This is a genomic window from Chitinophaga sp. (assembly GCF_017745275.1).
GTDB lineage: Bacteria > Bacteroidota > Bacteroidia > Chitinophagales > Chitinophagaceae > Chitinophaga.
Genome location: NZ_JAGHZS010000010.1, coordinates 172,703 through 198,776, shown reverse-complemented (window position 1 = coordinate 198,776; position 26,074 = coordinate 172,703). Strand labels below are relative to the sequence as shown.

Here is a 26,074-nt window from a genome sequence, read left to right as displayed (position 1 = left end):
AGATGAAAAAATTCAATGTATATACCTGCGTACTTGCTGCTGCCATGATGACCTACAGCTGCAAACCTGATATGGACCTTAATAACCCGCAGGAGCTTTCCATAGATACTTATTATAAAACACCTGCCCAGCTGGAAGCAGCCGTTATCCCGGCATACCAGGCGCTCATCGGTAAAGTGCAGGGTGGCTACGCCCGCTCTTTTTACTACGAACTGCTGGCTCCTGGCGATGACTTCAACCATACCTTTAAATGGGAACCCATGTACCAGGATACCTATAACACGCCTTCCAGCGATGGTATGGCTTCCGGTAGCTGGAAAGATATGTGGAACGGTATTTTCGCAGCCAATATGGCCATCGACAGGATCAACGCTTTTACAGGGCATATAGATGATAAACAGAAATCAAGATTGTTGGGAGAAGCACATTTTCTCCGCGGCTTACTTTATATGCACCTGGTAATGCTGTTCGGTGAAACAGTTCCCCTTATCAAAACCCCTGTGAAAAGCAGTGCGGATTACTACCCGACAAATTCCAAACCCGGCGAGATCTATGCACTTATCACCAGTGATTTTCAACAGGCGGCAAGCCTTCTTCCACTCAGAAGTGAATTGTACAGCAACGCCGCCTTCATTGGAAGGGCCACTAAAGGCGCTGCACAGTCATACCTGGCAAAGGCTTACATGTACCGCCCTATACTGGAAGTTGGTAAGCCCGCAGAATTTGCAAAGGCACAGGAACAACTGAAAATTGTAATAGATAGTAAAGAATACAGCCTGGTAAATAATTTCCGTGATAACTCCCTGGAAGCAACTGAAAATAATCCCGAATCCGTTTTTGAAGTACAAATGCACAACGGGCCAGGATGGCTGGGCGATGATATGTCCGACTCCTGGAGATGGCAGGAGATCGGTATCTATGACGGTACCGGCGGCGCATGGTGGAACCTCGCTCCCAACAAAAAAACATATAATGAGTTCGAACCCGGTGATCCGCGTAAATATATGACGCTATTTTGCGACAACGGCGCCCATTACACCCAGATCGATGGAAAGGTAACAGATTACGCCTACTGGATGGCACACCTGGCAACAAACAAAGACTTATATGGTACACGTAAATACTGCCCCGATAAACAGGTAGCCGACTTTGATAATGGCATCAACGACCGCCTGTTAAGATATGCAGACGTACTGCTACTATATGCCGAATGTCTCAATGAAGCAGGAAACGCTGCCAGCGCAAAGCAATACATCAATATGGTGAGGCAGCGCGCTAATTTAGTAGTGCCCTCTGAACAACCACAACTCTGGTACCAGCATTCACCAGGTACCATTCCTGACGTAGACGGCCTTCTCGCAAAAGATACTACCATCAATGGTATCAGGCTTAATAATATTAAAAATATTATCCAGCACGAAAGATTTGTAGAATTCTGTGGCGAATACCAGCGCTATTTCGACTTACTCCGTTGGGGCATGGCTGATCCGCAATGGCTGGCACCACTGAAGGCGATAGGATGGACTCCCAAAGCGATGTACTATCCGTTTCCACAGGCCGAATTAGATAATAATAAAAATCTTACTGGAAATTCAATGAATCATTAATAACATGGAAAGCCGGTTTCTCATTAGTGGAGACCGGCTTTTTTATTGATATCTTAATTTATTCTTGTGCCGGCTGTTCTACTGAAGTAGTACTGTTATACTGCTAATAGGGTAATCGGGAAAACCTATATGAACTAGCTTTACCAGTTACAAATACTACTCTACTTCAACCGTCTTTCTAAAATCATCATAGCTTTTCTTTGTAGCGGGGACCTTCTTTTTTAATTGAGCAAAAAGCTTCTGCCACTTTTCCTAAAGGTGGAAGTAAAAGTGAGGAAGAAAAAAGGGCGGATATGTAACTACCCACTTTTATCGATTTAGGGAGCATGTTTATTTCTTTTATTTTAAAAAAAATAATGAGCTTTGTACCAGCCTGAAGAGCTGTATCAACTAAACAGTTCTTATCAGTAGTGTATTGTTCTGAGAATTTAAGCAAGTCTCCAAGACATATTTTAACAATATCCCTGATCTTCCTCTTTTAACTATATTCTTGAATTCCCATCTCTGATTATTTTATTAGGCAGATGACATGTGCTTAGTACTAGCGTACTGCTTCAGTAAGGCTATTTGCGCCACTCATTCGCCTCGTCAACCACGTGTAAGTCATTACACGCGATCAACTTCTTTTGTCGAATACCAAAATCTGTATTTATGAAAGCAGTAAGTTTACCCTCAAGGTTCCAGCGTGCACGATCCTTCTATTGCAGATCACTCGCACTTCTCCTGTCCTTCTTTTTTTTAATCGGAATAAATACTCGCATCAAGGCGCAATCAGCTAACTTAGATCAGGGCGCTAATGGTAAATCCACAGCACCAACCTCTCCGGTTGATTGGGTCAATGGTAATCTAAACAGCAACCAGGCTCACTTTCTAGAGGGATATTCTGTTCCATACCGGGCCATATTGACCAATCTTACTGTTAATAAATCGTATACCCTGGTCATCGGGTTAGATGTAATGAACAGTGGCAAACATGCACTGGATTACATTACCCAGTTTCAGCGATTGTGTTAAACCATGCCGATAGTGAATTTACTCCTGCCAACTATGAGAAATTTGGCATACAACCCACTTCATTAACGGCATTATGGAGCAAGCGAAAACTGCGCCCAACGACATAATTGAAGGTGAATAATATATTGACGTTGTTGAACAGGGCCAGGGCATGGGGATTAACCTGATGTACGAGTAAAGTTTCTGACAATGATTACAGCCATAAAACAGTAAATCCCCATACAGCTAGTTACTGCATGAGGATTTACATTTGTACAGAGAGCAACATGTTCGTTGCCGTTCACCGAAATAAACCGCTATCTTCTTTTACGTCTGATCAGTATGCCTGCTCCCAGCGCCAGCAACATTCCCGGCAATCCCCATAACAGCACTATCTTCTGTATATTCAGTCCACCTTGCGTTACAGTAACTTTATCATCTCTGCCTTCCGGGCGTGTGATATTCATTGGAAATTCACCGCCACATAACCAGCTGAAAAGCGATGTACTGAAAGCGAAGTTGGCTGTTTTCAAATCCGCACGCGCCACCGTCAATTCATTATTGGAGAGAAAATCTGCATCCCCTGCCACAATAATACGCTGCTCTTTACCATTCACTTTCCTGGTAAGACTCAGTGCCAGCGGAACTGACCGCTGTTCATCTCCATCAGCAGCAGAAAATGAGATCTGGCCGGAGTCGGTTGTCAGCATGCCTTTCTTAATCCAGCTATGAGCCACATCAGATACTAACAGGGGCTTTACAGCAAAAGTAGTATTGCTGTCCATCTCAAGTCCTGTTGCACCTGGCATGGATACACGCAAACTATCTTCAGCGTCTTTTGTAGTACTTCCTGTAAGTGCAGCAGCAGCCATCGTTGTATATGGCAATGCCAGGTCCGGTGCCAGATCTTTACTTGGCTGTGCAATGATTCCATCCATGAGGCGTAAACCCAGGCCATTTAATAACGGGTTAAGTACCGCCTGCTTTCCCGGTTCACCCGCTATCAGCATGTTTCCTCCCCGATCGATGTATTGCCGGAGTTTTGCCAATACATTTTCATTGAACGCCTCCCGCGGATCAGCTATTACCAGGGTGGTGACATCTGCCGGAACATCGGCTGCCTGCAGGTTGATGGTATCTACATCGAATCCCTGGTTGATCAGTGACCGTCTGAATACCGGATCAGTGTTCAACTTCTTATACTCCCGTTCTCCCGACTTATAAATACTACGTTCGAACTCACCACTCAGGAATGCTATCCCCGGCATTTTATCACGTTGCAAACGTTTAAAGGCAGCAGCAAACTCTGATTCACCCGGAAACATCATATTGTCGTTGAAAAAGCGGAGAAATGCTGATTTATCTTTATAGCGCAGTTGTACAACAAAGCGATTCAGCTCAGGCTTCAGGTCAATTATCTTCCTTATTTCTTCAGGCGTTTTAAATAGCTTCAGATCCAGGTTTCGGCCCTTTGCTACCTGGGACGCCACCTCATCCAGGCGCTTGCCTTTATAATAACTAAGATCTCCCTTGCTATCATCAAAGGTGCTGTCGTAATAATTCACAAAATGAAAGTTAATATCGGGCTTGAATCTCAAATATTGCTCCCATCCCCGGATATAACTATTACGATATTCCGGGAGCCCTAAATAAGCATATCTGTTAAGCAGGTTGTTGTAAACAGTTACCTCCAGCGGACCTTCCCTGAACTCTTTCGTGATATGCTGCAATTCGGGACTAAGTGTATTGGTTTGTAAAGCGGTGTTGTCATGATAGGCTATCAGGGCCGGTCTAGAACTCACATACCCCAACACCAGTACCAATGCAAATACAACAACATACCGCATCGCTTTTACCATTACCGTCCGGGATTCCATACCGCTTTTCAGTTTGAAATAACTGAAGGAAAGGAACATGCCCGTAACCAACACGAAATAGATAATATCTGCTGAGGAGATTAATCCTCTCAGCATATTACGGGTACGCCCGGCCAGTGACAGGAAATAAGTCAGGTCTCTCACAAAATCAATGCCCTGCCAGAGCGTACCTACATAACTCAGGGCAGCAATGGTAACAAAGGTGCAAACAGCTGCTACCACCTGGTATGTGGTCAGGCAGGACATAAAAAGACCAATAGCCGCATAAGTGCAGAGCAGCAGGTAAAAGCCCAGCGTAGCAGACAACAGCAACCCAACATCCACGGATTGAATATTGTAAACACCTGCTACCATAAAAATGCCGGCTATGGCTACCATGAGCAGACTATATACCATCATGGCAAAATACTTGCCCAGCACAATCTGCCACACCTTTACCGGTGAAGAATACAACAACCGGATGGTACCGCTGCTGGTTTCCCGGCTGATCAATCCCATCGTAAGCAATGGTATATAGAGATAAAGCTTATCCATTACGGTATCAAACAGCGCAGCGCGATCCAGGAAAACCTTCATGGTCAGGTTCTTCAGGTACTCCACTGACTGGCCACCAGACTCCTGGTAACTCAGGTGGCTCTGCAGCGTTCCCATATAGGTGAGGCCACATTGTACCAGGAACGCGATCATCAGGAACCAGACTATAGGCGAATAAAAGAGTGTGCGCAGCTCCGTCTTTGCAATTTTGAAAATCGTTTTCATTTATATCTGTGGAAGAATTAAGATTGAATGGATTTGGCAGATAATTGTTTAAAGATGGTATCCAGTGCTGTTTTATCGAAAGTTATTTCACGCAGGCGCCACCCGTTATGTACCGCTGCGGAGGTTAGTCTTTCCGCTATTTCCTGGTCGCTGTTGAAGTGTACTCTCATCTGCTTTTCAGTAAGGAAGTCTACTTGTGTAACACCAGCCAGCTGAAGGAGCGCCGCTTCCACAGGTGGGTTTTCCAGGTGCATCACTACACTACGTGGCTCCACATAATTATTAAAAGCATCCATGGTATCCGCGAAAACAATTCTCCCATTCTCAATCATTCTGATATCCTTACAAAGTACCTGTACTTCCGTGAGGATATGTGAAGAAAAAATCACCAGGCAGTCTTTTGCTATTTCCCTGATCAATGCCCTGACTTCAATAATCTGGTTAGGGTCAAGGCCGTTGGTTGGTTCATCCAGCACTACGAGGCGAGGATGGTGAATAATAGCCTGGGCAATGCCTACACGCTGCCGGTAGCCACCGGAAAGGTTGCGTAACAACCGCTTGCTGAAATGGCTGATGCTGCAACGCTCCTTCACTGCTTCCACGGCTTTCCGTATTTTGTCTTTCGGCACTTGCCTCAGCCCGGCGCAATAAGTAAGGTACTCATCTACCGTCAGCTCCAGGTGCAGGGGCGCCTGCTGCGGCAGAAATCCTACCTCTTTTTTCGCCAGTTGCGGCTGCTCTCTCATGTTGAATCCATTGATATACACCTGTCCTTCAGTCTGACTAAGCGTTCCACAAAGGATATTCATAGTGGTGGACTTCCCCGCGCCATTAGAGCCAAGCAATCCCACTATACCCGTATGATTGAAATCCATATTGATGTCACGAATCGCCCAGGAAGTAGCATACTTATGGGAGAGGTGCTCAATTCTTACGATACTGTTCATTATATTTTCTCCTATTGATAGTATTATTTATGGGTTATTGGGCATGTCCGGATTGTATTGCAGGAAATTGTACGGCAACTGCATCACCAGGCGGTCTGGCTGGCGCAGTGTGTACACGGTTGTACTACCATCTTTCATATACAGTGTATGCGTAAACGTTATCCCTGCAAACAGCGGGTCTACTGAAAGGCGGCGCATGTCGAACCAGCGGTATCCTTCCATGGCAAATTCCCGGATACGTTCATCAATAATAAATTTGACCAACGCAGTGCGATCAGCGGCTACAGTGCCCGGTACCGCTGCCGATGCAGCCGGCATGCGATGTGTGCGCAACGCTTCCACATCGGATACCGCCCCTGTCAGATCATTGAGTCGCGCTCTGCATTCCGCACGCAACAGGTATAATTCGGAAAGTTCCAGACCATACCTGCTATATTGTATACCATATTTCCTCAGGCGGCCACCGGCATTTGGAGATCCATCCGGATTTTTATCGGTATACAATTGCAGCCGAAGGTCGGAGGTGTCGAAAAGCGCTGCTGCCTGTGGCGTCAGCACCAATCCGTTATTGCCATACATATTCCCGTTAAATCCACCGTTATAGTATAGCTTGAAGAGCACGGACTCTGTAAGGTCCGTAAAACTATTCCCTGGTCCGTTGGTGGGACCAATGTTACGGTTTATAGGCAGAAATGCACCACCGGTACCTAATGTCTGATTGTAATCATATAATTTCACACTACTTGTTCCCAGATCATTGAAGGCAGCGTTGAGTAAAGGCAGTGCATCATTATATCTTCCCATGAAGAGATATATTTTCCCGAGAATGCCTTCCGCTGCGGCCTTAGACATACGCGTGCGAATGATAGGATTTACCGGCAGATCAGGAATGGCCTCCGTCAGATCACGGATAATAAAATCATACATTTCCTGTACGGTGCCTCTTTTAAAATTGTTCACTGAAACATCCGCCTGTGTAATAATGGGGAATCCCGGATCAGTACCTGCAGTGGCAGCCACATATGGCTTTGCATACAGGTTGATGAGTTGAAAATTACTCCAGGCACGGGTAGCTCTCGCTTCTGCACGAATACTCTTTCTTTGCAGGTCAGTACCTTCCGTGGAAGTCAACACTTCATTGATAATTTTATTTAACTGGTATTGACGGCTGGTAAGACTCTGCAGCAGTAGTGGCGGGCGCTGATATGCATCATTCGGATAATATACCACATCCTGCCACTGGAATAACCGCGTCATATGTTGGGAAACAGTACCAAACAGCCCATCTTCTGCTGCCAGATCATCTTCCATTAATGCAACTTCCTGCCAGCCTCCCGCAAAACGGTCAAGATAGAAAACAGGACTATTCATTAATTTATCATAGTCAGCCGTAGTAGTTGCCACCTGAGAACCCAGGGGCACTACCTCCAAAAAGCTTTTTCGACAGGCCGTAAAGGCCAGCGGAACAATTATAATAAGCAGGAGATATAATAGTTTCTTCATTATGCTGTGTGATTTATAAGTGTATTACAACGTAACCCTAAGGCCCAGACTATAACTGTGTTTAGAGATTGGATTGAAGTAGCTTCCCACACTGGGGTCTGCATTGTATTCCGGGTCAATATCATAATGGTTGGCTTTCCATACCATAAAATTGCTGGCCTGTACAAATACACTGGCACGCTGTAACTTTAAATACTTTACCAGATCCGGCTGAATATCATACGTAAGAGAGATATCACGCAACTTGATGTAAGAAGCACTGACAACATTGATATCTGCATAGTTGTAGTAATCCATATTTCTCCTGGTGAAGTCCACCGCAGGACTGGATACATAAGAGGGAACCTCTGTAATTGCTTCGTCACCAGGCTTTTGCCAGCGGTCAAGAAAATTTGTGCGCAGATTACCTCCGAAATAAGCACGATCTGAAAGACGGCCGGAGCTTTTGAAACTCACATTTCTACGCATCACATGTCCCAGATTATAAACGAGATTAGCCGATAGTGAAATTCCCTTGTAAGTAAAAGTATTGGTTAGACCACCATTGAATTTTGGCTGTGTTGTACCCATATAAACCACATCGTTTGCTGTTGCAATGGATGGATTCTTTGATACCTTTCCGTTTGCCAGCAATATCCGTGGATCCCCCAGGCTGTCCAGCCCCGCATAGCGGTATGCAAACAACGGACGAATCGGATAACCCGTTACCCAGGAAGTACCAATTCTCGTATATACTGCATTGGATTGCTGGGAACTCCCCCAGGATACCAGTTTATTATTGTTATAGCTAAATACAAAACGGCTGGTCCATCTGAAATTCCTGCTACTGAAGTTCCCGGTGTTCAGTGTAACTTCTACTCCTTTATTGACTGCTTTACCGAGGTTGCCCGTAACTTGTGTAAATCCTGTAAATGGATTGGCAGGAAGATAACTCAGCAGATCAACCGTTGTTTTGTGATAGCCTTCAATACTACCATTGATGCGATTGTTGAATAATGCAAAGTCGATGCCCACGTTAACCGTCTTAACACTTTCCCAGGATAATTTTCTGTTTGCCGGGCGGTTTACATCCAGGCCATCTCCGGCAACACCATTACTTTGCGTTTGCGAGTTGGGATTCAGTACGTCATATAACGTTGCCGCACCTACGAAAGGGGAATTTCCCAGGATGCCGTAGGTACTCCGCAGCGCCAGCGCATTCACCCATCCTATTCCGGACAGGAATGATTCCTTATCCATTCTCCACTTACCACCAATACTCCAGACAGGTTTATTCTGGGAAGAAACATCACTGCCGAAAAGGCTGCTTTGGTCTTGTCGCCAGCTCATGTCCAGGCTATATTTCTGATTAAAGGAATAGCTACCCAATGCGAAATAGGAATTGAATCTTGTTACCGTTTTAGCGATCTGGAAGATGCTGCTGTTCAGGTAGCCCATGCCAGTTACGGTACCCGGTACTCCTCTGGATAAAGTGAGGTAATCCAGCACGGGATAGGTACCCAATGCCTTGTTATAGCCATATACGCTAAGACCGGTATTATAGCTGTATAGTTCCTGTGCTTCCTGTCCTGCCTGCAAAGTCAATGCATCTCTTCCCTCTCTGGGCTGAGCCTCATATACTAATTGGTTACGTACCGTCCAGTTACGCTGATCGTTGTTGATGGCGTTGTAATAGCCGCCCGTTAATGGCAGGTAATAAACAGGCGTAGAGGCGGCGGTTGGCGCCACAGTAAGGCTCAACAATGTTTTCCGCATGTTGAGGCTCTTACTGTCACTATAAATATCATAGGTTCCAGGCGTTTTCTGGTAGCCATAAGCACCATCAAAACGTAATCCTTTCCAGAGCTTTACCCCCACCCGTGCATTAACGTTCATGCTGAGGTTTGTACGCTTGTTCTGCTGGTATTTAATTTCATCCAACGGATAATAATCGAGATTAATACGGCTGCGTGCCTGGTAATCCTGACGCAACGAATCACCATAACCCGTCATATACGGCATGTTGATACTAGCGCCACTGGCATCTCTTAGCTGTTGATATGGCAATACATCATTGGTAATACTCATAATACCATTACTGGTACTAACCGTATTACTTAATCCGGTATTCAGGGTGATACTGATTCTTTTGCCGGCATTCAGCTGCTGCGTGAGATTTAATTTATAGCTATTGTCCTGCTCACCTGTGTGAACACCCTGCATATTCATATATCCAACAGACAGGTAATAAGCGTATATGTTGTTGCCTCCGGAAGCTGACAACGTATGACTGGTAGTGATAGAAGGCTGATAAAACAGCTTCAGCATTTGTGATCTTCCGTCGATACTGCCCAGACTATCAAGACTTTTATCAGCCTGTTCTTCGGAGATCAACCCGCGATACCTGTTATAAAGAATAAGGTCGTGGGGAGCTACATAACCTGTAGAAACACTTGCCCATGGATAACGTACTGGATTGAACAACTCACGGGCCACCTTTATAAACTGCTGACTGTTCATCATTGGATCATGCGCCCACTCCGGCCTGCTCTGCACCGTAACAGAACCGTTGTAATCAATATTCATGCGCTGATTCTTTTTCCCCTGACGCGTAGTAATCACCACTACTCCATTTGCTGCTCTCGCCCCGTAAATAGCAGCGGCGGCGGCATCTTTGAGTATGGTGATATCTTCAATATCATCCTGGTTAATAGCGCTGAAGTCGGCAGCCACCAGACCATTGACCACATACAAAGGTTCGCCATCAATCAACACACTGCTATTACCGCGTATCAGGCTTCTTCTTGTCGTTATCCCATTGGCATTGGACCTGGATCTCATATTATTAAGACCTGCATTGACGCTGAGTCCTGCTACCTGTCCGTCCAGCCGTCCAATAATATCTGTTACATCCCGGCTTCCAACACGGCGTTTGAAGATATCCATATCCGGTTTGGCGAAAGAACCTGTAGCCCTTTCCTTAGTCAGCTGCTGATAACCGGTATTGTAAACCGTTACAGCCGATAGCTGGGATACCTGCGGTTTCATCATCACATTCATCTGTTCACCAAATTTCACGGGTAGCAGCAATGTCTGATAGTTGATACTCCTGAATATAAGTGTATCCCCCTTCTCAGCAGGATATACAAAATATCCGTTTTCATTGGTTGGTACAGCACGATGATCACGCTTTGTCATAACAGTTATACCGGGTAAGGGATTTCCCTGCTCATCAGTGACCAGGCCAAGGGCGCGTGGTACCTCCTGCTGCACGGGTGCCTGATCATTCACAAGTGCATTCTTTTTCTCTGCCTTCTTCCTGATAAAAACTGTTTTACCCTGTATAACAAATTCAAGTGGCAATCCTTCTAAAATCGTCCCCAATGCCTTCTCCAGCGGTACATCTTTAAGTTGCACTGAAACCGGGCCTATCCCGGCCAATGCTTCGTTGGAATAAAAAAACTTATACCCCGTCTGTGCTGAAATATCTGAGAATAGTTTTGCCGGCAATATCTTTCCGGGATAACTTACTTTCTGCGCCTGCGCTGCAAAGCTTACAAGCAGTGATAAAGCGAATAGCAGTACTATGCCGGCTTTACTGAATGGTTGGTTTTTGATTTTCTTACACTCCTTTTGCCGCGAATGCGGGAAGATAGGGATACAATAACCCTTCATTAGCATATTTTGCGAATTTGAGTTGAATAAATAAGCAGTAGTAGTTACTATTCAAGCCTGTTGAAACAAAAAGCCGCGGGCAGGGCGCCCATCTCTGGCACCCGGTTTTTTCATTTTGTCCACAAAACTTGTATCAGGAATTTTCCCTGCTGTTTGATTTTGGTTTAGTTATCGATTCATATTATGGTTGTATGACTAGCTTATTTCCTTTCTCCAAAGTATAATGCAACTCGTTAGAACCCAGTCCCATCAATACCTGCGAGAGCGTCAGCGATCTTTCTATTTCACCGCTGAAAGTAATTGGAGGAATATCTCCCCTAAATTCAATTGTTATATTATACCAACGCGATAGCTGACGCATCACTGTTTTAATATCTGCATTTTCAAAACAGAACAAGCCGTTTTTCCAGGCCATCACAACCTTTATGTTGGCAGTGGACATGGTAGTGCTTCCATCTGCCGTTACTGCCGCCATTTTTCCGGGCGTCAATAATGTACTTTCACGCTGCGTCTGCACTTTTACTGATCCTGATAACAAGGTAGTATTGAGATATTGTTCATCTGCATAGGCATTTACATTAAAGGATGTGCCGAGTACCTGTATCATGGTATGATTCACCTTTACTATAAAAGGTTGCGCCGCATTTACAGCTACCTCAAAATAGGCTTCGCCCGTTACTTCCACCATTCGCTCCTTTCCGGTAAATACTGTTGGATAACGGAGCGAGCTGGCAGCATTTAGCCATACCTTTGTACCATCTGCCAGCACTACCTGGAACTGGCCTTGCTTCGGTGTACTCAACTGATTATAGCTAATACCGGATTCCCGGCCATTTGCTTCATATTGCAAACTTCCGTTGAGTTGATGCACCGCTGCCAAACCTTGTTGTATTACCTGGTTACCGGAGCTATCCAGTGTTATGCTGGAGCCATCTGCAAGAGTCAGCACGGCTTTAGCAGAACCGGGCTGGATATCCGGCAACACGATGCGCGACGGACTGGCCGTTTTATCACCTTGATTAATAAAATACCAGGTTCCTGTAGCCAGTAATCCAACCAGTATAGCCGCCACCCATCCCCATCGGCGCATAAAATGCCTGCGCTGTGGTACCATGGTACGAACAACACCGCCTTTTTGTTTATCGGCCAGGAGTATCAACGCCAGTTCCCCAGCAATAAATTCCCGGCTCAGGTTCTCTGCCTGTCCTGCCTTTTCACTCATCCATGGATCTAATATATCTCCCCAATGTTGCTCATTTCCTTCATCAGTAAAGCGCAACAACTCCTCTCTTTCAACCGCAGAGAGATGACCAGACTTATATTGTTCCAATAAATAATTAAAACGCGATACATCCATAACACAGCATTCAATAATTAAAGTGGCGCGGAGAAAGCAAACGTACTAATCCTGTCAAAAAAAAACTTAAAGCCTCCCTATGTGAGGTGTTTACTCAAAGAAACAGCCAGCAAAGTAGCAGCCATGGCAATGGATAGCCCGCCCGCGCCAAATGATCCCGGATCTGCTTAAGCGCTGTAACCAATGTATTTTTGACAGTACTAACGGAGAGAGATAAATGCACAGCGATTTCAGAAGGCTTCAAACCTTCTTCCCGACTCAGCTGATAAATACGCCGGCGTTGTTCAGGCATCTGCATGACTGCATCCCTGACCAGTTTCGATAATTCAGCGATAGTAGTTGGATCAGATACGGGCGTTGTCTGACTTTCAAACAATTCATTTTCATATACCATATTCTCACTGCGTTGCACTACCAGGTTTTTCCTCAATACAGCCCGGCATTGCCGTGTTGCTATACGCAAAAGCCATCCTCTCATATTCTGGATATCTACCAGCATATCCCGTTGTAACCATACCTGGAGGAAGGTTTCCTGAAGTGCCTCCCGCACATCTTCGTCGTTAAGCGAAAAACGACGAACCAAAGAAAATAACTGTGGATAATAGTAGGAGAAAAATTCAGCAAATGCTGATTCGCTGCCAGACGCTATCTGCAGCACAAACTCTTTTTCGTTATTTATATAATTGGTTGACAATCCCGTTGGCCCCTTTCAATGATCCGCCAAATATATTATCTGTATGCCACCCGGAGCGGAAAGGCAAAAATAGCGGCAATATTGGTCAATATTGCATCACATTGTTACTGGCCTCCACCTTTAATCCCGGTCCTTTATATTTCTTTATAAAATTCCTTGGAGAGAGCCCTTTCAATTCTTTAAAGTGCTTGTTAAAATTGGATAGATTATTATACCCACTGTTATAGCAAGCTTCCGATACGTTGTACATACCCGCCAATATTAATTTCGCAGCATGTGTGATCCGTACTTCCTTGATAGTATCTGAAAGCGTTTTATTAGTCTTTTGTTTAAAGAAGCGACAAAAAGCATTGCTGGACATTGGGACTATCGCTGCCACCTCACGAAGCGTAATTTCGTTCCGGAAATTTTTGTATATATAGTCAAAAACCTTGTTTATTTTCTGTCCGTCAACAGATGTTTCCTCCAGATTAAAGTAAGGAGAAGATAATACTTTGTGGTTCCCGGAGCGCATCAATACATTTAACAACTGCGCCATCCAGGCCATCCTGCCAAATCCTTTTTCACGCAGCATCTGCTGTAAGATAAATCTGGCATGGCCAATTGTATCTCCTGTAAATACAATTCCCCTTGCAGCTGCACATAACAAATCACTCAGTTCTTTGGCTTCAGGTTTTTCCAGCAACTCTTTACCCAGGAAATCAGGAGAAAAATGTACCACACTAGCCATGGGTAACAGGTTGGAATCATGTACGCCACTATACTGCCAATAGTGTGGCAGATACCTGCCAAGTAACACCAGCTCCGGACCTTCAAAATCATCTATATGATCCCCAATAAACCGTTTACCAATACAGTTTTCCAGTAATACTATTTTAAAATTGGCATGACATTTAAATATATCGGTCTCTTTCATCTCCAGTATCTCTGTTCTGATAGTCAAAGATTGATCTGCAGGAGATGTGAATTTTTCATACAAATACTTCATTAGCTATAAATTAACATTAACGGCTGCGAACAAAATAATGCCCCAAAAAACCTTTACACTTCCGGCGTTCCAATTCCTACTGACCTGATGAAGAATTGTCGCCAGCTACATGAAGAGGATCATAGATTACCGGGAAAAACTTTCCTTCCATTTTGTGGCCAACAGCAACGGGTGATACGCCTTTCAATACAGGTTCATCAGTATCTGACACTACCCCATCTGCAAAAACATTCAATACAAATGCCCGCCGGCTGCGGTCTGAAAAATTTTCATACGACCCATGCACCAATAATGGATGATGAAACGAAGCATATCCTTTCTTCATTTCAATGGGTACCGGATGAAACGCCTGCTTTTGCGCTTCACTCAACATTCCCTTTAAATCATCCATTTCTCCTGTTAAAACGGGTCTTTCCAGCAACCCCCAACGGTGGCTTTGCGGAATATAATGCAAACAACCATTCTCTCTGGATGCATCATCAAGCCCCACCCAACAGGTTAAATGATTCATAGGAACTGTTCTTGTCCAATAAGAATAATCCTGATGCCATGCCACCACTCCTCCATGTTTAGCTGGTTTACAAAATAACTGATCATGCCAGAAGCGGACAGCTACATTCCCCAGCAACTGACTTGCCGCCATTACAAATGCCGGATTCCATAGTATATCGTGAAAACCAGGTGTAATCCTCCAATGACCAAGGGAATGAAAAATCACTGTATTCGGATCTGTCGACTCATTCGAATGAAATTCATAAAACAAATCGTGTTTGGGATGTTTCGGGTCCTGGATCTCCGCCAACTCCCGGTTCAGCCAATCTACCTGCCACTCATCAAGTAATTTAACATTGGAGAGATAACCATACTCGTTAAAATAAGATACTTGTTCGGCTGTCAGCTTGTAAGACTCCCATTCTTCGAGGGACTTTGGCGCTTCAAATAAATCCGACACCAAATAGTTGTAATCAGCAAGATCTCTGGACAAACCCATATGTTTCGAGTTTTATTTTTAATTTTATTCCACACGAAATTAACCGGCTCTCTTTTAAAAAGAGGCAACTATTATAACCAAATTGTATCCTATTTTGTCATCGCAACAAAAGCCAGGGTAATCACGTATATGAAAGCACAGTTCGAACATATCTCACCTCCGAATGGGTACTCCATTCATGCATTTGAATACCGGGACAAAGCATTTGATGCCCCCTGGCATATTCATCCCGAGAATGAATTAACCTACATCGGAAGCAGCAAAGGTTTAAGGTATGTTGGAAACCAGGTAAATACCTTTGAAGCCGGCGATTTTGTACTTCTTAAAGGAAATGTACCCCACTGCTGGATAAATCCGGATAACCATGTTGATATAGCTCATTCAATAGTCATTCAATGGAATGACAGCCTGTTTCCCGATTTGCCGGAATTCCAGGCAATTACTGAATTATTAGCCCGTTCCAGCCGGGGCATCCTATTCGATGCCAGCTTGTTTACCGGCCTGGAACAGCGGCTCCTTACCATTGTTCATTCGGATCCGCTCAGCAGGTACATCCTGTTGCTGGATTTGCTGAAAGAACTATCCCGCTCACCTGCACAACGTATTTGCGAACTAAGCTTCGCCGATGAGTTTAATACGCAAACCAATCAGAGAATCGAAAAAATAATCGGCTATGTTAAATCTCATTATCACCAACCTATCACGCTTCTGGAAGTATCTACCCTGTGCAACATGCGGGAGGAATCATTCTCCAGGTTTTTTAGTCAAACGATGAAAAAAGCATTTTTCACCTATCTTACAGAGTATCGTCTTACTATGGCCTGCAAACTTCTTATTGACAGTAGCATGTCTGTTTCTGAAATTGCCTATTCCTGTGGATTTGGGAGCCTGGCCTTCTTTCACAGGAAGTTCAAGCAATACCATCAATCATCTCCCTCTCAATACAAAAAAATGTTTTTACTCAATACTGCCCGGCTAAAATAGAATACCACAGTAGCTTATCTGATATGCGATCTTCTGATTCAATTTTTTCGAGATATGCTTACCAAACCTTTATGCTTTGTTTTCCGGTGCCTGTTATTTCAAATGGTCCGGGAGATGGATTTCCAGCATTCCGTTTCTTCCCGGTAAAATCGGTGTCTATACGTAGTACAGAACCATCCGTGTTTTCGAAAGGGAGATCCGGGACAACAGCCTTCGTAAGCGTAGTAGTGGTTATAACAGTTCTCTTCTGCGAAAGCCATTCTTTATCTGTCGAAATTTCCAGGAAAAAATCCTTCCCTTTCTGCTGCAGAGAAACACCTGGATCGAATTCGCTTTTCACCAGGATATCCGTTTCAGCAGCAGGCTGTGCTTTGTAACGCTTCAACAGCTGCTTTGCATTTTCATTCATCTCCCCTTTGCTTTTCTCCCCTTTCAGACCAGTAGCCCGAACTGTACCTTTAGTATATACATTTCCTTTGAAAACAACCGGCAGGAATGCCTCGGAATACTGGCTTACATTGGCCTGTCCTACAAACAGGTTGTTTAAAAACTGTACATCACCACCGGGATTATCATGCAGGTTTGCCATATAGGTGGAGTGCGGAAGCTGATACGGCGTCAATCTTCCATCATAACTAATGGCTCCTATCTCACCGCTAAAAAGATTATGTACTAAGGCTATACCACTGGAATTCAGGTAAACATTCTGTTTGGATAACAGGATATTATTGCTCACTAAAGTAGGACCATGACATACCTCAATGAAAATATCATTTTCATTGTCGTGCATCAGGTTCGATTTAATCTGCGCTCCCTGCGCCATCCAATCCAGCCAAATTCCCAGGCAGCTGCGATAGATGTGGTTCCCTGAAATTTGCACATCAATTGCCCCGTGAAATTTTATGGCTGCCATCTCCGCGCCGGTAAACAGCTTACGTACATGGATATCATGAATACTGTTGCCCGTAACAGTACTGAATGAGCAACCCATACTTCCTACAATGCCCGCCTGCTCACAGTAGGCAACATGATTATTCCGCACCAGGTGGCCACCTACGGTACCTTTGTTCCAACCGAACGACAGCGCACGTTTAATAGTCCCCACATAACCTTCCGCCGATTCGGTATCACGATTATCAAACTCGTCTCCATACTTACCCAGCGAAATGCCTACACATTTTGAATATTGCACTGTATTATTTTCTATGATCCAGCCCCTGCTCCAATGCGTTCCAATTAAACCCATTTGTCCTGCTGTAGGCGGCGCCCAATTGGTAGCTGCATGTTCCATAATAAAACCTCTTACTGTGATGAAATTGATAAAAGGTTTATCGGGGTAGAATACGGTTTGTCTGACATTAACTTCTACCATCTCCCTATTTGGATCAACGTCTTTGAATTGCGCACGGATGGTAGTGGTAATACTGTCCACATCTCCCCACCACAACTGGTTCTTTTTATCAGCCGGCTTCATTACTTCATCTGCAGATGCAGCCTCCATTAACCAGTCGCCATTCAAATAAACGGCCCCCCGGTGGTATTTTCTTTCCTTTGGCGTTGGAGTGAACCAGTCGCCGCTGATGAGCGCTTTAAATGGATTGAATTTTCCGAAGAAGCTGTTAGGTAGCTTCAGTTCCCAGGTATCATTCGTAAGTTTCTTCCAACCTTTGACAATTTCTGATCCCTTTATTTCTACCTTCTCACCTTTTGCCGCAGCGTAAGTGATTCTCTCGTTCTCTGCGCTGCCACCACGCGGCGGTACAATTTCTTCCCGGTATACACCACCATGAACGGTAATAACATCACCAGGCATTGCTGCACTGGCAGCCATCATAATTGTCTTAAATGGTTTATTAATGTCCCCATCATTTGAGTCACTCCCATTTACAGCTACATGGTATTCCCTGCCTTTATGGCCAGCTGACTTCTGTGCATCAGCATTCGTTACAATCACAGCCAACAACAGCACAACAATTAATCTTTTCATACTTTGCCCTATTTGGATCAAATTTTACGGTAAACTAATAATAGCGTTCTTTCAGAAAATTCATCATATACACGTTCACCATCCATTGGTCCGCAACCGGACGTCCTGTTACCGGGTCGTGAACCATATAGGGATACGGTCCAAACTCAGGTGCAATGGTCAAAATTTCATTTTCCTGCTTCTTCCTGTCAACTACTTTATCCCACCAATGCAAATGCCGGTTCAAGGCATACTCCCACTCTTTTATTCTGGGATCGGGTACCTGCGGCCCTTCCGGGTATCCTACCCTCGCATGGAGGTGATCCGTTCTTTCTGTTGCAAGCTGCATCACGGCTTCCTGGTCTTCCAGGTATGATTCTGCTACACATACCCAATGAGAAGCATCCAGCGTAATCCGGAGTTCAGGTAACTGCTCCAGGTAGGTACGGGTGATATGAGCGGCGAATGTAAACTTATTCCGGTGCGTTTCATGAAGCACAGGCTTGTTCGATGCAGCAGCGGCGGCAATTAATTTACAATTCTGTTCAAATGAATAATAGTCCTTACCAGTTTGAGAATTCACCTTCACCGCCGGATAAGGTTCAATTTTCGCAATCCATTCGCAATAACGGTCATAGTGCCGGGAGAAATCAGATTCCACTGTATCGTAGTGCTGGATAATAATTTTCATATCCAGCTTCTCCGCTACATTCCAGGCTTCATCCAATTCAGCGGTGGCAGCGGTAACCGGAACACCGTATTCAATCCCATCATAGCCTTCCTCCTTCGCCTTCTGACAGAATGAACTAATCGATAATGTTTCACTTCCCCATCTTGGACAATAAAATTGAATCCGCTTCATTATTTACAAATCATTTGCTTTGATTCTTAAAATTTCAGGTCGTAAATATGGTTGATTTACATCCGTGATGCCTTTCCAGGCATATGGATCTTCGCCCGCAACAAGAATAATATCCCTGAGATCTTCTGTTGGCGGCAATTTCCCATCCTGATCCCAGGGCAACATAGATTCTGCACTCATATAATGGTTTACCAAAGCGGTACGAAAACAATCTGTTGTTTTATTCCTCCGGGAGCTATGCAACGTGTACCCATTAAAAAACACAACCGCTCCACTCCTGACTTCCACAGGTATCATTTGATCGCTATATGCCGTCACATCCACCGTATCTACATCTGCATATTCATTGTTATCATTTTTCACACGTGGCATGATAAAGCCTGGTCTTCCGGGAATAATCCACAAACAGCCATTTTCTACCGTGGCATCATCTATCGCTATCCATGCCCCGATCAGCGATCTGTCGCGTGTTGGAATGTAGTATTCATCCTGGTGCCAGGACTGTCCTGCTTTTCCCGGCCCTTTCACAAACAACATAGATTGCATGCATTTTAAATTAGGGCTGACGATGTTGGACAAAATACCGGTGATTCGTTCATGAAACAAACTATCGCGTATAACAGTTGAAATCTTATGCGGAAAATGGATCGCGACATATTTCTTTAAAATATCCTCTGCACTTTCATCTTTATTAATAGCCACCAGTCCCTCCACATGCCCGCGCTCACCGCGGAAAATGGCAATCGTTTCCTTTCGCAATGCATTAATTTCTTCTACAGAGAGCAAAGCATCCGCCACCAGGAAGCCGTAAGCTGTATAAAATGCGCTATTTTCCTGGCTTACCCTGCCATCGTTCACCATTGCATGATCCTTATTCATGAGTTGAATTATTTTTGAGTAAACATAGTCCCGATATCCTCGAGTGTACGGCCTTTGGTTTCTTTTACCCGGAGAAACATAAAAATAAAAGCACACACACATAAAAGGGCATAGCAAAACATCGTGTAGGATGTTCCCAGGTGCTTCGTCATAACAGGAAAGGTGAGTGTAACCAGGAAGTCAGCCAGCCACAAAGCAAGGGTAGCAACAGACAGCGCCAGCCCCCGGATTAAATTGGGGAATATTTCCGCCAGGTAAACCCATACCACTGCGCCCAGCGTACAACCAAAAGACGCCACATACAATAACATAAACACCAGTACAATGTAATGATCAAAATACCGGTACTGAAAACACATACCTATTGCAACAAGTGAAATCCCCATCAGCAACGCCCCCATCAACAGCATTTTTTTTCGCCCTATCCTGTCTACAAGCCCGATAGCTGCAAAAGTTGCCAGGATATTGACTACGCCAATAATGATCGTTTGCATTAATGAAGACGAGCTATTCAGTCCCGTTTCCTTAAAAATTACCGGTGCATAATAAATGATAGAATTGATACCCGTAACCTGTTGAAAAACGGCGACAAGGATACCTGCAAACAGTACCTGTTTATAACTGCTGCTAAATAATTGTTTTAATGTAGCATGATCATCGGCTGCAAAACTACGGCTGATTACCTCCAGCTCTGCTTCAACTAACCGGGCAGCAGATACTTTACATAGAATGGTTCTGGCCTCATCCTTCCTACCCCGCATCATCAGCCACCTGGGAGTTTCAGGTACCAGGAATAACATCAAAAAAAACAGAAGTGCAGGAGCTGCCTGTGAGGCGAACATCCATCTCCAGTTATGGGCTCCCATTCCATCAAAGATATAGCTGGAAAAATAGGCAATCAATATTCCAAATACGATGGCAAGCTGATAACATGCCACCAGACGGCCTCTCCAGCTTGCCGGAGCCATTTCCGCAATGTACATAGGCGATACCATTGCGGCCGCCCCCACGCCAATACCACCAATCAGACGAAAGATGATGAACATAGACAAATTGGTAGACAAACCCGCGCCAACGCCGGAAATGGCAAACAATACCGAACATAAGATGAGCGTATATCGCCGGCCATACTGATCCGCCAGTTTTCCGGCAACCATTGCTCCGCCGGCGCAACCTATCAGTACAGCGCCTACAGCCCAGCCCAGCCAATATTCATCCAATAAAAAATAAGAAGTGATATATGGTATTGCCCCGGATATGATGGCAGTATCAAAGCCGAACAAGAGCCCTCCGAGTGCCGCCACTACACTTACAAGCAGAACGAATCTTATATTGACTTTTTCATGGATCATCTCTTGGCCCTTCACAGGCGTATAACTATCCCGGGCAGCACTGTTTGTTGCTAAATTTTCCATAACACAATTTGGTACCCCTATTAATATATATTCCGGAAGCGATAAACGTGAAACTATATATAGGCAAATTATGAAACACAATCCCGATACCGCCTGTCATTATGCGAATAAAAACTGTCAATTTGCGAACGGCCCGTACATCGTAGTATACCTCTTATCTGAATTGGTTGCGGTAGTCTCTTGGGGTTAACCCTACGTGTTGCCGGAAGTACCTGGTAATATTATCGGAGTTATTGAAATTCATATCAACAGCAATTTGTTGAATAGTAAGGTCAGAATTTTCCAGCAGGAACTTAATTCTCCTAATCCTCACTTTCCTGATTTCATCAAGGATAGAGGATTTTATAACCTGTTGAAAACGCTTCTCCAGCCCGCGTCGGGATAGCGTGGTTACATTAACTACGTCCTCAACTGATATATCCTTTGAAGAAGCTGTGGTGGCAATATAGTGAAGTGCATTGCGGGTCTGTTCATCATCTATGGCCAGCCCGCTGGTAGAATTCCTGGTAATCACCGTTGCGCCCCCTACGATAATATCGCCGGCCGGCTTCTCACCGTATTCCATCCACCGGCTGAGTGCCATAGCAGCTTCAAACCCTGACTGGTGCACATGATGCTCAATACTGGATAATGTTGGATTGGCCATCTCACAAATCAGCACATCATTATCCACCCCCAGTACAGACAATTCATCCGGCACCTTTACATCCAATTCTTTTGCTGCTGCCAACAAGTGGATATTCAGGTCATCCGCTACGGAAAATACAGCGCATGGCTTCTCTAACAGCGGCAACCACGCTGTTAATTTAGCGGATAAATGCTCCCATAATGAAGCCTTGCTGTCGAAAATATGCGATTGCACACTATACCCGGCTTCGTTGACCCGGTTAACAAAGGCAGCCTCCCTTTCCGAAGACCATTGAAAGTTTTTAAATCCAAAAAAGGCGTAATTCCTGAAGCCTTTTGATATAAAATATTCAGCCGCCACATTCCCTATTACACAATTGTGTCCCCATAAATTTATTTTGTTCTTGTACAAAGTAGTATGGGGAGCGATGATTAACGGGACATCCAGGTCGAGCAGCTTCTCAAATCCATCAATCTCCCTGGTAATAACACCGTCAGGTTTCCAGGCAATTACCCGTTCTATCAATGCCGCCTGGTCGTTATGCTGAATATATTTAGGTGTGAAGGGGAAGAAGATAAATTTATCGTGGATCTTATTAAAATGGGTAACACCAGCTAACATGTCCCGGTCGTAAGCCCGGGACACATCAGCCAATACAGCTACCTTCAGTTTTTTCTTCACAATTTGAATGATTACTATTTAATGATGTAAGTGAATCAACCCTGTTTAACAGAAAAGATCTTACGCCTTTTACATTTAAACGATGGGTATTTTTTATCAATCGATCTTACGTGCTTCAATTAATAACGCGCTATGGCGCGGCAACGAGCGGATAATATATTCATTTTTAAAATTGCCCAGCTCCTGATCCGTCCATTTATTCACTAACTGGTAAGTTCCCTTTGGCAATTTTATGTGGCGTTCTACCGGTTGTTCTCCCCAGTTAAAAACTGCAAATGCCAGGTGATCAGGTAAAACAATTGTTCCTACCTCAAATTTTTCGTTTTCAAATCGTGCAGCCTTTCCCGTTGGGGGAATCAGTTTCTTTAAAATATTAAGTCTCTCCGGCGTAATTTTTGTCAGATCATCACCGCTGAGAAGCATTCCACCGGAAGCATATACGGTGGTTGCATGAAATAAATATTCGTTTTCAGTGGGTCCTGTTTCTTTTTTTTGTGCATTCACCTGGTTTCCCGCCTGATCCATAATATCATTTGCCCCACCATCTGTCAGTAAAATACAATCCGGATCATTCCACCATAGTCTTCCATTCTGCCATCCTCTGAGCAGGTTTTCCCGTCCAATATCTCTGAAAGATTCCCATTTCCTCCAGGTGTCCATTGAGCTGCGGGAGCCATGAATTAAGCCCAGGGAAGGCCAGATAGGATGGTTACAGCCCAGTACAAAAGCATCACCGGCCCCTTTCAGAATCGCTTCCATTCCACGACGGTAAGCTTCAATCCTGGTAGCTTTTTTATCATAGTGTACACCTCCATGAATAGCTCCCCAGTAGTTAGCATCCAGCTTGAAATAGGAACAGCCCCATTCCTCCCTCATACGTCTGAAAAGCTCCGTCAGGAAGTTCTGTACCTGTGGATGAGTACCATCCAGCACATACCAGGGTCCCAGTCGCCATCCTCCAAAACCGATTTTATCGGAACGCAGCGGCAGGCCATTTTCATCCTTCACAAACCAGTCGGGATGATTCTTAAACAACTGTGATTCCGGACTGGCTACAAATGGAGCTACCCATATGGCCGGCTCCAGTCCTTTCTGCTTTATTTCCTTCAATACGCTTTCCACATCACCACCAAACGCCTTTCCTTTGTCCATCCAATCGCCCATCCATGGCTGGTAGCCATCATCAATCTGAATATATTTAAGTTGCGGCAGGTGGCTGGCAATCCATTCCGTGTTATCCGCTACATTCTTTGCTGTTACCTGTGGACCAAAACAATACCAGGAACACCAGCCCATTGGTACTGGTTCATGTTTTAAACGCGGATGATGTTTTGTGATAGCAGCTGTTAACGCGTCGTATAATTTTTCCCGGTCCGGCCCTGATATAGCCATAAAGTCTTCGAGATTCCAGGTTTCTCCCGCCTGCAGTACCAGGTTTTCACAATCCAAAGAGATCCGTATACGCTTACCATCAAAAGAAAACCTCGATATAAATCTGTTACAGGAGGTGGTAGCTAATAACACACGGTCATGCGGTAGTTGCAGGGTCAGCATGCCGTACGCGGTGCGCATATTTTCAGGCTCCGGAATTTTATAGTGATTACGGTCCGTATAAGTTCCCAGATCCTGCGGCTTTTCCAGCGTACCACCCACCTGGGCTAGTTTTTGAAATCCTTCACCATAGATACCTGTATTACCAGGTAGCTCGTGTTGAAAATCGAATAGGATAATCTCACGGATGCTGAGTGACTCTCCGGAATTATTGCTGACAGACATGATACAAGTCCCGTTATTCCATTTTTGTACCACCGAAACTCCTGATGCCGCCGGCTTCCCGGTTGCCAATATCACCTGGGGAGAACACCGTTGCAGCTTAGCTATTAAAGCCTGACCTGGCAACTGTTGTACACCTGTATTCAATGCCCAGCAACGAAAAATCGCGACCAGGCATATCAATAGTAAAATTACTTTCTTCTTACGCATATTTAAATTTTCCCCCGCCCACCTCAAATGAACGGGGACGTTAATAATTAGCAAATCCCGGCTTCTATTGTTTGAGAAGCATCCACACTGATAGTAGTTGCTGTTTGGTGGATGATATCGGGTACATTGCCACTGTTCACGCTAAATATAGCAAAATTGGCTTCACAAAGTTAGTACTCTGGAATAATTCATCATTCCACCACCAGCCAGGTGCTGCCATTAGCCGGGGAGGATGTTTAGTAGTGCTTTTTTATTGGGGGTTTAAGATAACAGAATGCAGATGTACGTTGCAAATATCTCCGTAGGCTGATGCGTAAATTGAAAGTGAATAATACGGTGGCGTTGTTGAAAAGATGGGGTGATCTGATTTATTGAAAAAAGGATTACTGTGGCGCCATTTCAAACTTAACTTCATAAGGGTTTAACGGATATCCTTCCGCAGACCGGAAAGATCTGTTGGTCATAATAAATCCATACCGGGTACCTGGCTTTAAATTTACCGTTGCTGACGCCACATTAGTAACTACGGAAATTTTGCTTTCCAATGTTGCCAGCAGTGCTGCTTTATTAAATCCTTCCGGATAATAGCCAGATTTACTGAGGAAGTTTTCTATCATAATACTATCCTGGAAATTCAATCCGATGATCTCCTTCACTGCCTGTTTTTTATTTTTTACCCGTTGATAGAATGACTGGCAGATGCGATATCCCATAAAATATCCAAGGTCAGCTACTTCAGTACCATGCCCATTGTTATACAGCCAGGTATCCCAGGGATCACCGAACATTTCAGATTTGAATTTCTCTTTCAGAGAAGTTTCCTTTGCTTTACCGTAATCCATATAAGGCAGCGGTATTTGCTTACCGGTAACCAGCGCTGTAATGAAGTCGGAGGCTCCTTCGCAAAGGGACTGCGACAGCAGGTTATATCCATAATTGGGCTGCGTGTGTACGTACTCGTGAATATTCAATAGCACTACATTTTGAAGGGATCAGTGCCATAATAGCCGGCAAGCCATTTCCGGGTTTTATCAGGAAGTTCGCTCACATCCGTCTGTGCATTGCCAGGCACCATTTCCGCCCCAATAAGTGACCAATTCCACAATTGATGGGACGAATTTACAAAACCGGGGTGGAGGCTATTCCTGATACTTATGCCTGATAGCCCAAAACAATAAAGCCCGCGTTAAGCGCAGGGGTGATACCTGTTTTTTTAATTGAACAAAAGCTTCTGCCACTTTTCCTAAAGGTGGAAGTAAAAGTGAGGAAGAAAAAAGGTGGATATGTAACTACCCACTTTTGTCGA

General features: G+C 44.5%; 17 protein-coding genes. 2 read left to right on the top strand and 15 right to left on the bottom strand.

Annotated features, from left to right (window positions below; genetic code table 11):
- The first annotated feature begins 2 nt into the window (after window positions 1-2).
- The gene (locus tag J7623_RS27515; protein WP_291927150.1) at window positions 3-1,607 is read left to right on the top strand and encodes a RagB/SusD family nutrient uptake outer membrane protein; all 1,605 of its coding nucleotides are present in this window, start codon (window positions 3-5) and stop codon (window positions 1,605-1,607) included.
- 1,310 nt (window positions 1,608-2,917) lie between these two features.
- Here J7623_RS27515 and J7623_RS27510 read toward each other — a convergent pair.
- The 8 genes from J7623_RS27510 to J7623_RS27475 form a co-directional block, all read right to left on the bottom strand.
- Complete coding sequence (locus J7623_RS27510) at window positions 2,918-5,236, bottom strand: DUF4350 domain-containing protein (protein WP_291927147.1); 2,319 nt, start codon at window positions 5,234-5,236, stop codon at window positions 2,918-2,920.
- 17 nt (window positions 5,237-5,253) lie between these two features.
- A complete protein-coding gene (locus tag J7623_RS27505) occupies window positions 5,254-6,183 on the bottom strand; it encodes an ABC transporter ATP-binding protein (RefSeq protein ID WP_291927145.1) in 930 nt (309 codons plus the stop codon).
- A gap of 27 nt (window positions 6,184-6,210) precedes the next feature.
- Complete coding sequence (locus tag J7623_RS27500) at window positions 6,211-7,686, bottom strand: RagB/SusD family nutrient uptake outer membrane protein (RefSeq protein ID WP_291927142.1); 1,476 nt, start codon at window positions 7,684-7,686, stop codon at window positions 6,211-6,213.
- Window positions 7,687-7,710: 24 nt separating this feature from the next.
- Window positions 7,711-11,340, bottom strand: a complete 3,630-nt coding sequence (locus J7623_RS27495; RefSeq protein WP_291927140.1) for a SusC/RagA family TonB-linked outer membrane protein — start codon at window positions 11,338-11,340, stop codon at window positions 7,711-7,713.
- A gap of 181 nt (window positions 11,341-11,521) precedes the next feature.
- Window positions 11,522-12,697, bottom strand: coding sequence for a FecR family protein (locus tag J7623_RS27490; protein ID WP_291927137.1), 1,176 nt, complete (start codon window positions 12,695-12,697; stop codon window positions 11,522-11,524).
- A gap of 94 nt (window positions 12,698-12,791) precedes the next feature.
- Window positions 12,792-13,391, bottom strand: coding sequence for a sigma-70 family RNA polymerase sigma factor (locus tag J7623_RS27485; RefSeq protein ID WP_291927134.1), 600 nt, complete (start codon window positions 13,389-13,391; stop codon window positions 12,792-12,794).
- A gap of 85 nt (window positions 13,392-13,476) precedes the next feature.
- Window positions 13,477-14,379: an AraC family transcriptional regulator gene (locus J7623_RS27480; protein WP_291927132.1), complete on the bottom strand. Its 903-nt coding sequence runs from the start codon at window positions 14,377-14,379 to the stop codon at window positions 13,477-13,479.
- Window positions 14,380-14,455: 76 nt separating this feature from the next.
- Entirely contained in the window at window positions 14,456-15,370 is a 915-nt protein-coding gene (locus J7623_RS27475; RefSeq protein WP_291927129.1) for a phytanoyl-CoA dioxygenase family protein, read from the bottom strand.
- Window positions 15,371-15,499: 129 nt separating this feature from the next.
- On the opposite strand from J7623_RS27475, the gene J7623_RS27470 reads away from it, so the two are divergent.
- Window positions 15,500-16,354 carry an AraC family transcriptional regulator gene (locus J7623_RS27470; protein ID WP_291927126.1) on the top strand — a complete coding sequence of 285 codons (855 nt, stop codon included), beginning with the start codon at window positions 15,500-15,502 and terminating at the stop codon, window positions 16,352-16,354.
- Window positions 16,355-16,412: 58 nt separating this feature from the next.
- On the opposite strand, the gene J7623_RS27465 is transcribed toward J7623_RS27470, so the two are convergent.
- From J7623_RS27465 to J7623_RS27435, 7 genes are all read right to left on the bottom strand, one after another.
- Complete coding sequence (locus J7623_RS27465) at window positions 16,413-18,341, bottom strand: right-handed parallel beta-helix repeat-containing protein (RefSeq protein ID WP_291927123.1); 1,929 nt, start codon at window positions 18,339-18,341, stop codon at window positions 16,413-16,415.
- A 34-nt stretch (window positions 18,342-18,375) separates the two neighbouring features.
- The gene (locus tag J7623_RS27460) at window positions 18,376-19,182 is read right to left on the bottom strand and encodes a sugar phosphate isomerase/epimerase (RefSeq protein WP_291927120.1); all 807 of its coding nucleotides are present in this window, start codon (window positions 19,180-19,182) and stop codon (window positions 18,376-18,378) included.
- Window positions 19,183-19,185: 3 nt separating this feature from the next.
- Complete coding sequence (locus J7623_RS27455) at window positions 19,186-20,061, bottom strand: phytanoyl-CoA dioxygenase family protein (protein WP_291927117.1); 876 nt, start codon at window positions 20,059-20,061, stop codon at window positions 19,186-19,188.
- 8 nt (window positions 20,062-20,069) lie between these two features.
- Window positions 20,070-21,476: a sugar porter family MFS transporter gene (locus J7623_RS27450; protein WP_291927114.1), complete on the bottom strand. Its 1,407-nt coding sequence runs from the start codon at window positions 21,474-21,476 to the stop codon at window positions 20,070-20,072.
- Window positions 21,477-21,630: 154 nt separating this feature from the next.
- Window positions 21,631-22,785 carry a XylR family transcriptional regulator gene (locus tag J7623_RS27445; protein ID WP_291927111.1) on the bottom strand — a complete coding sequence of 385 codons (1,155 nt, stop codon included), beginning with the start codon at window positions 22,783-22,785 and terminating at the stop codon, window positions 21,631-21,633.
- Between the two features lie 96 nt (window positions 22,786-22,881).
- Window positions 22,882-24,768, bottom strand: coding sequence for a glycoside hydrolase family 36 protein (locus J7623_RS27440; RefSeq protein WP_291927107.1), 1,887 nt, complete (start codon window positions 24,766-24,768; stop codon window positions 22,882-22,884).
- 383 nt (window positions 24,769-25,151) lie between these two features.
- A complete protein-coding gene (locus J7623_RS27435) occupies window positions 25,152-25,739 on the bottom strand; it encodes a hypothetical protein (protein WP_291927104.1) in 588 nt (195 codons plus the stop codon).
- Between the last annotated feature and the right edge of the window lie 335 nt (window positions 25,740-26,074).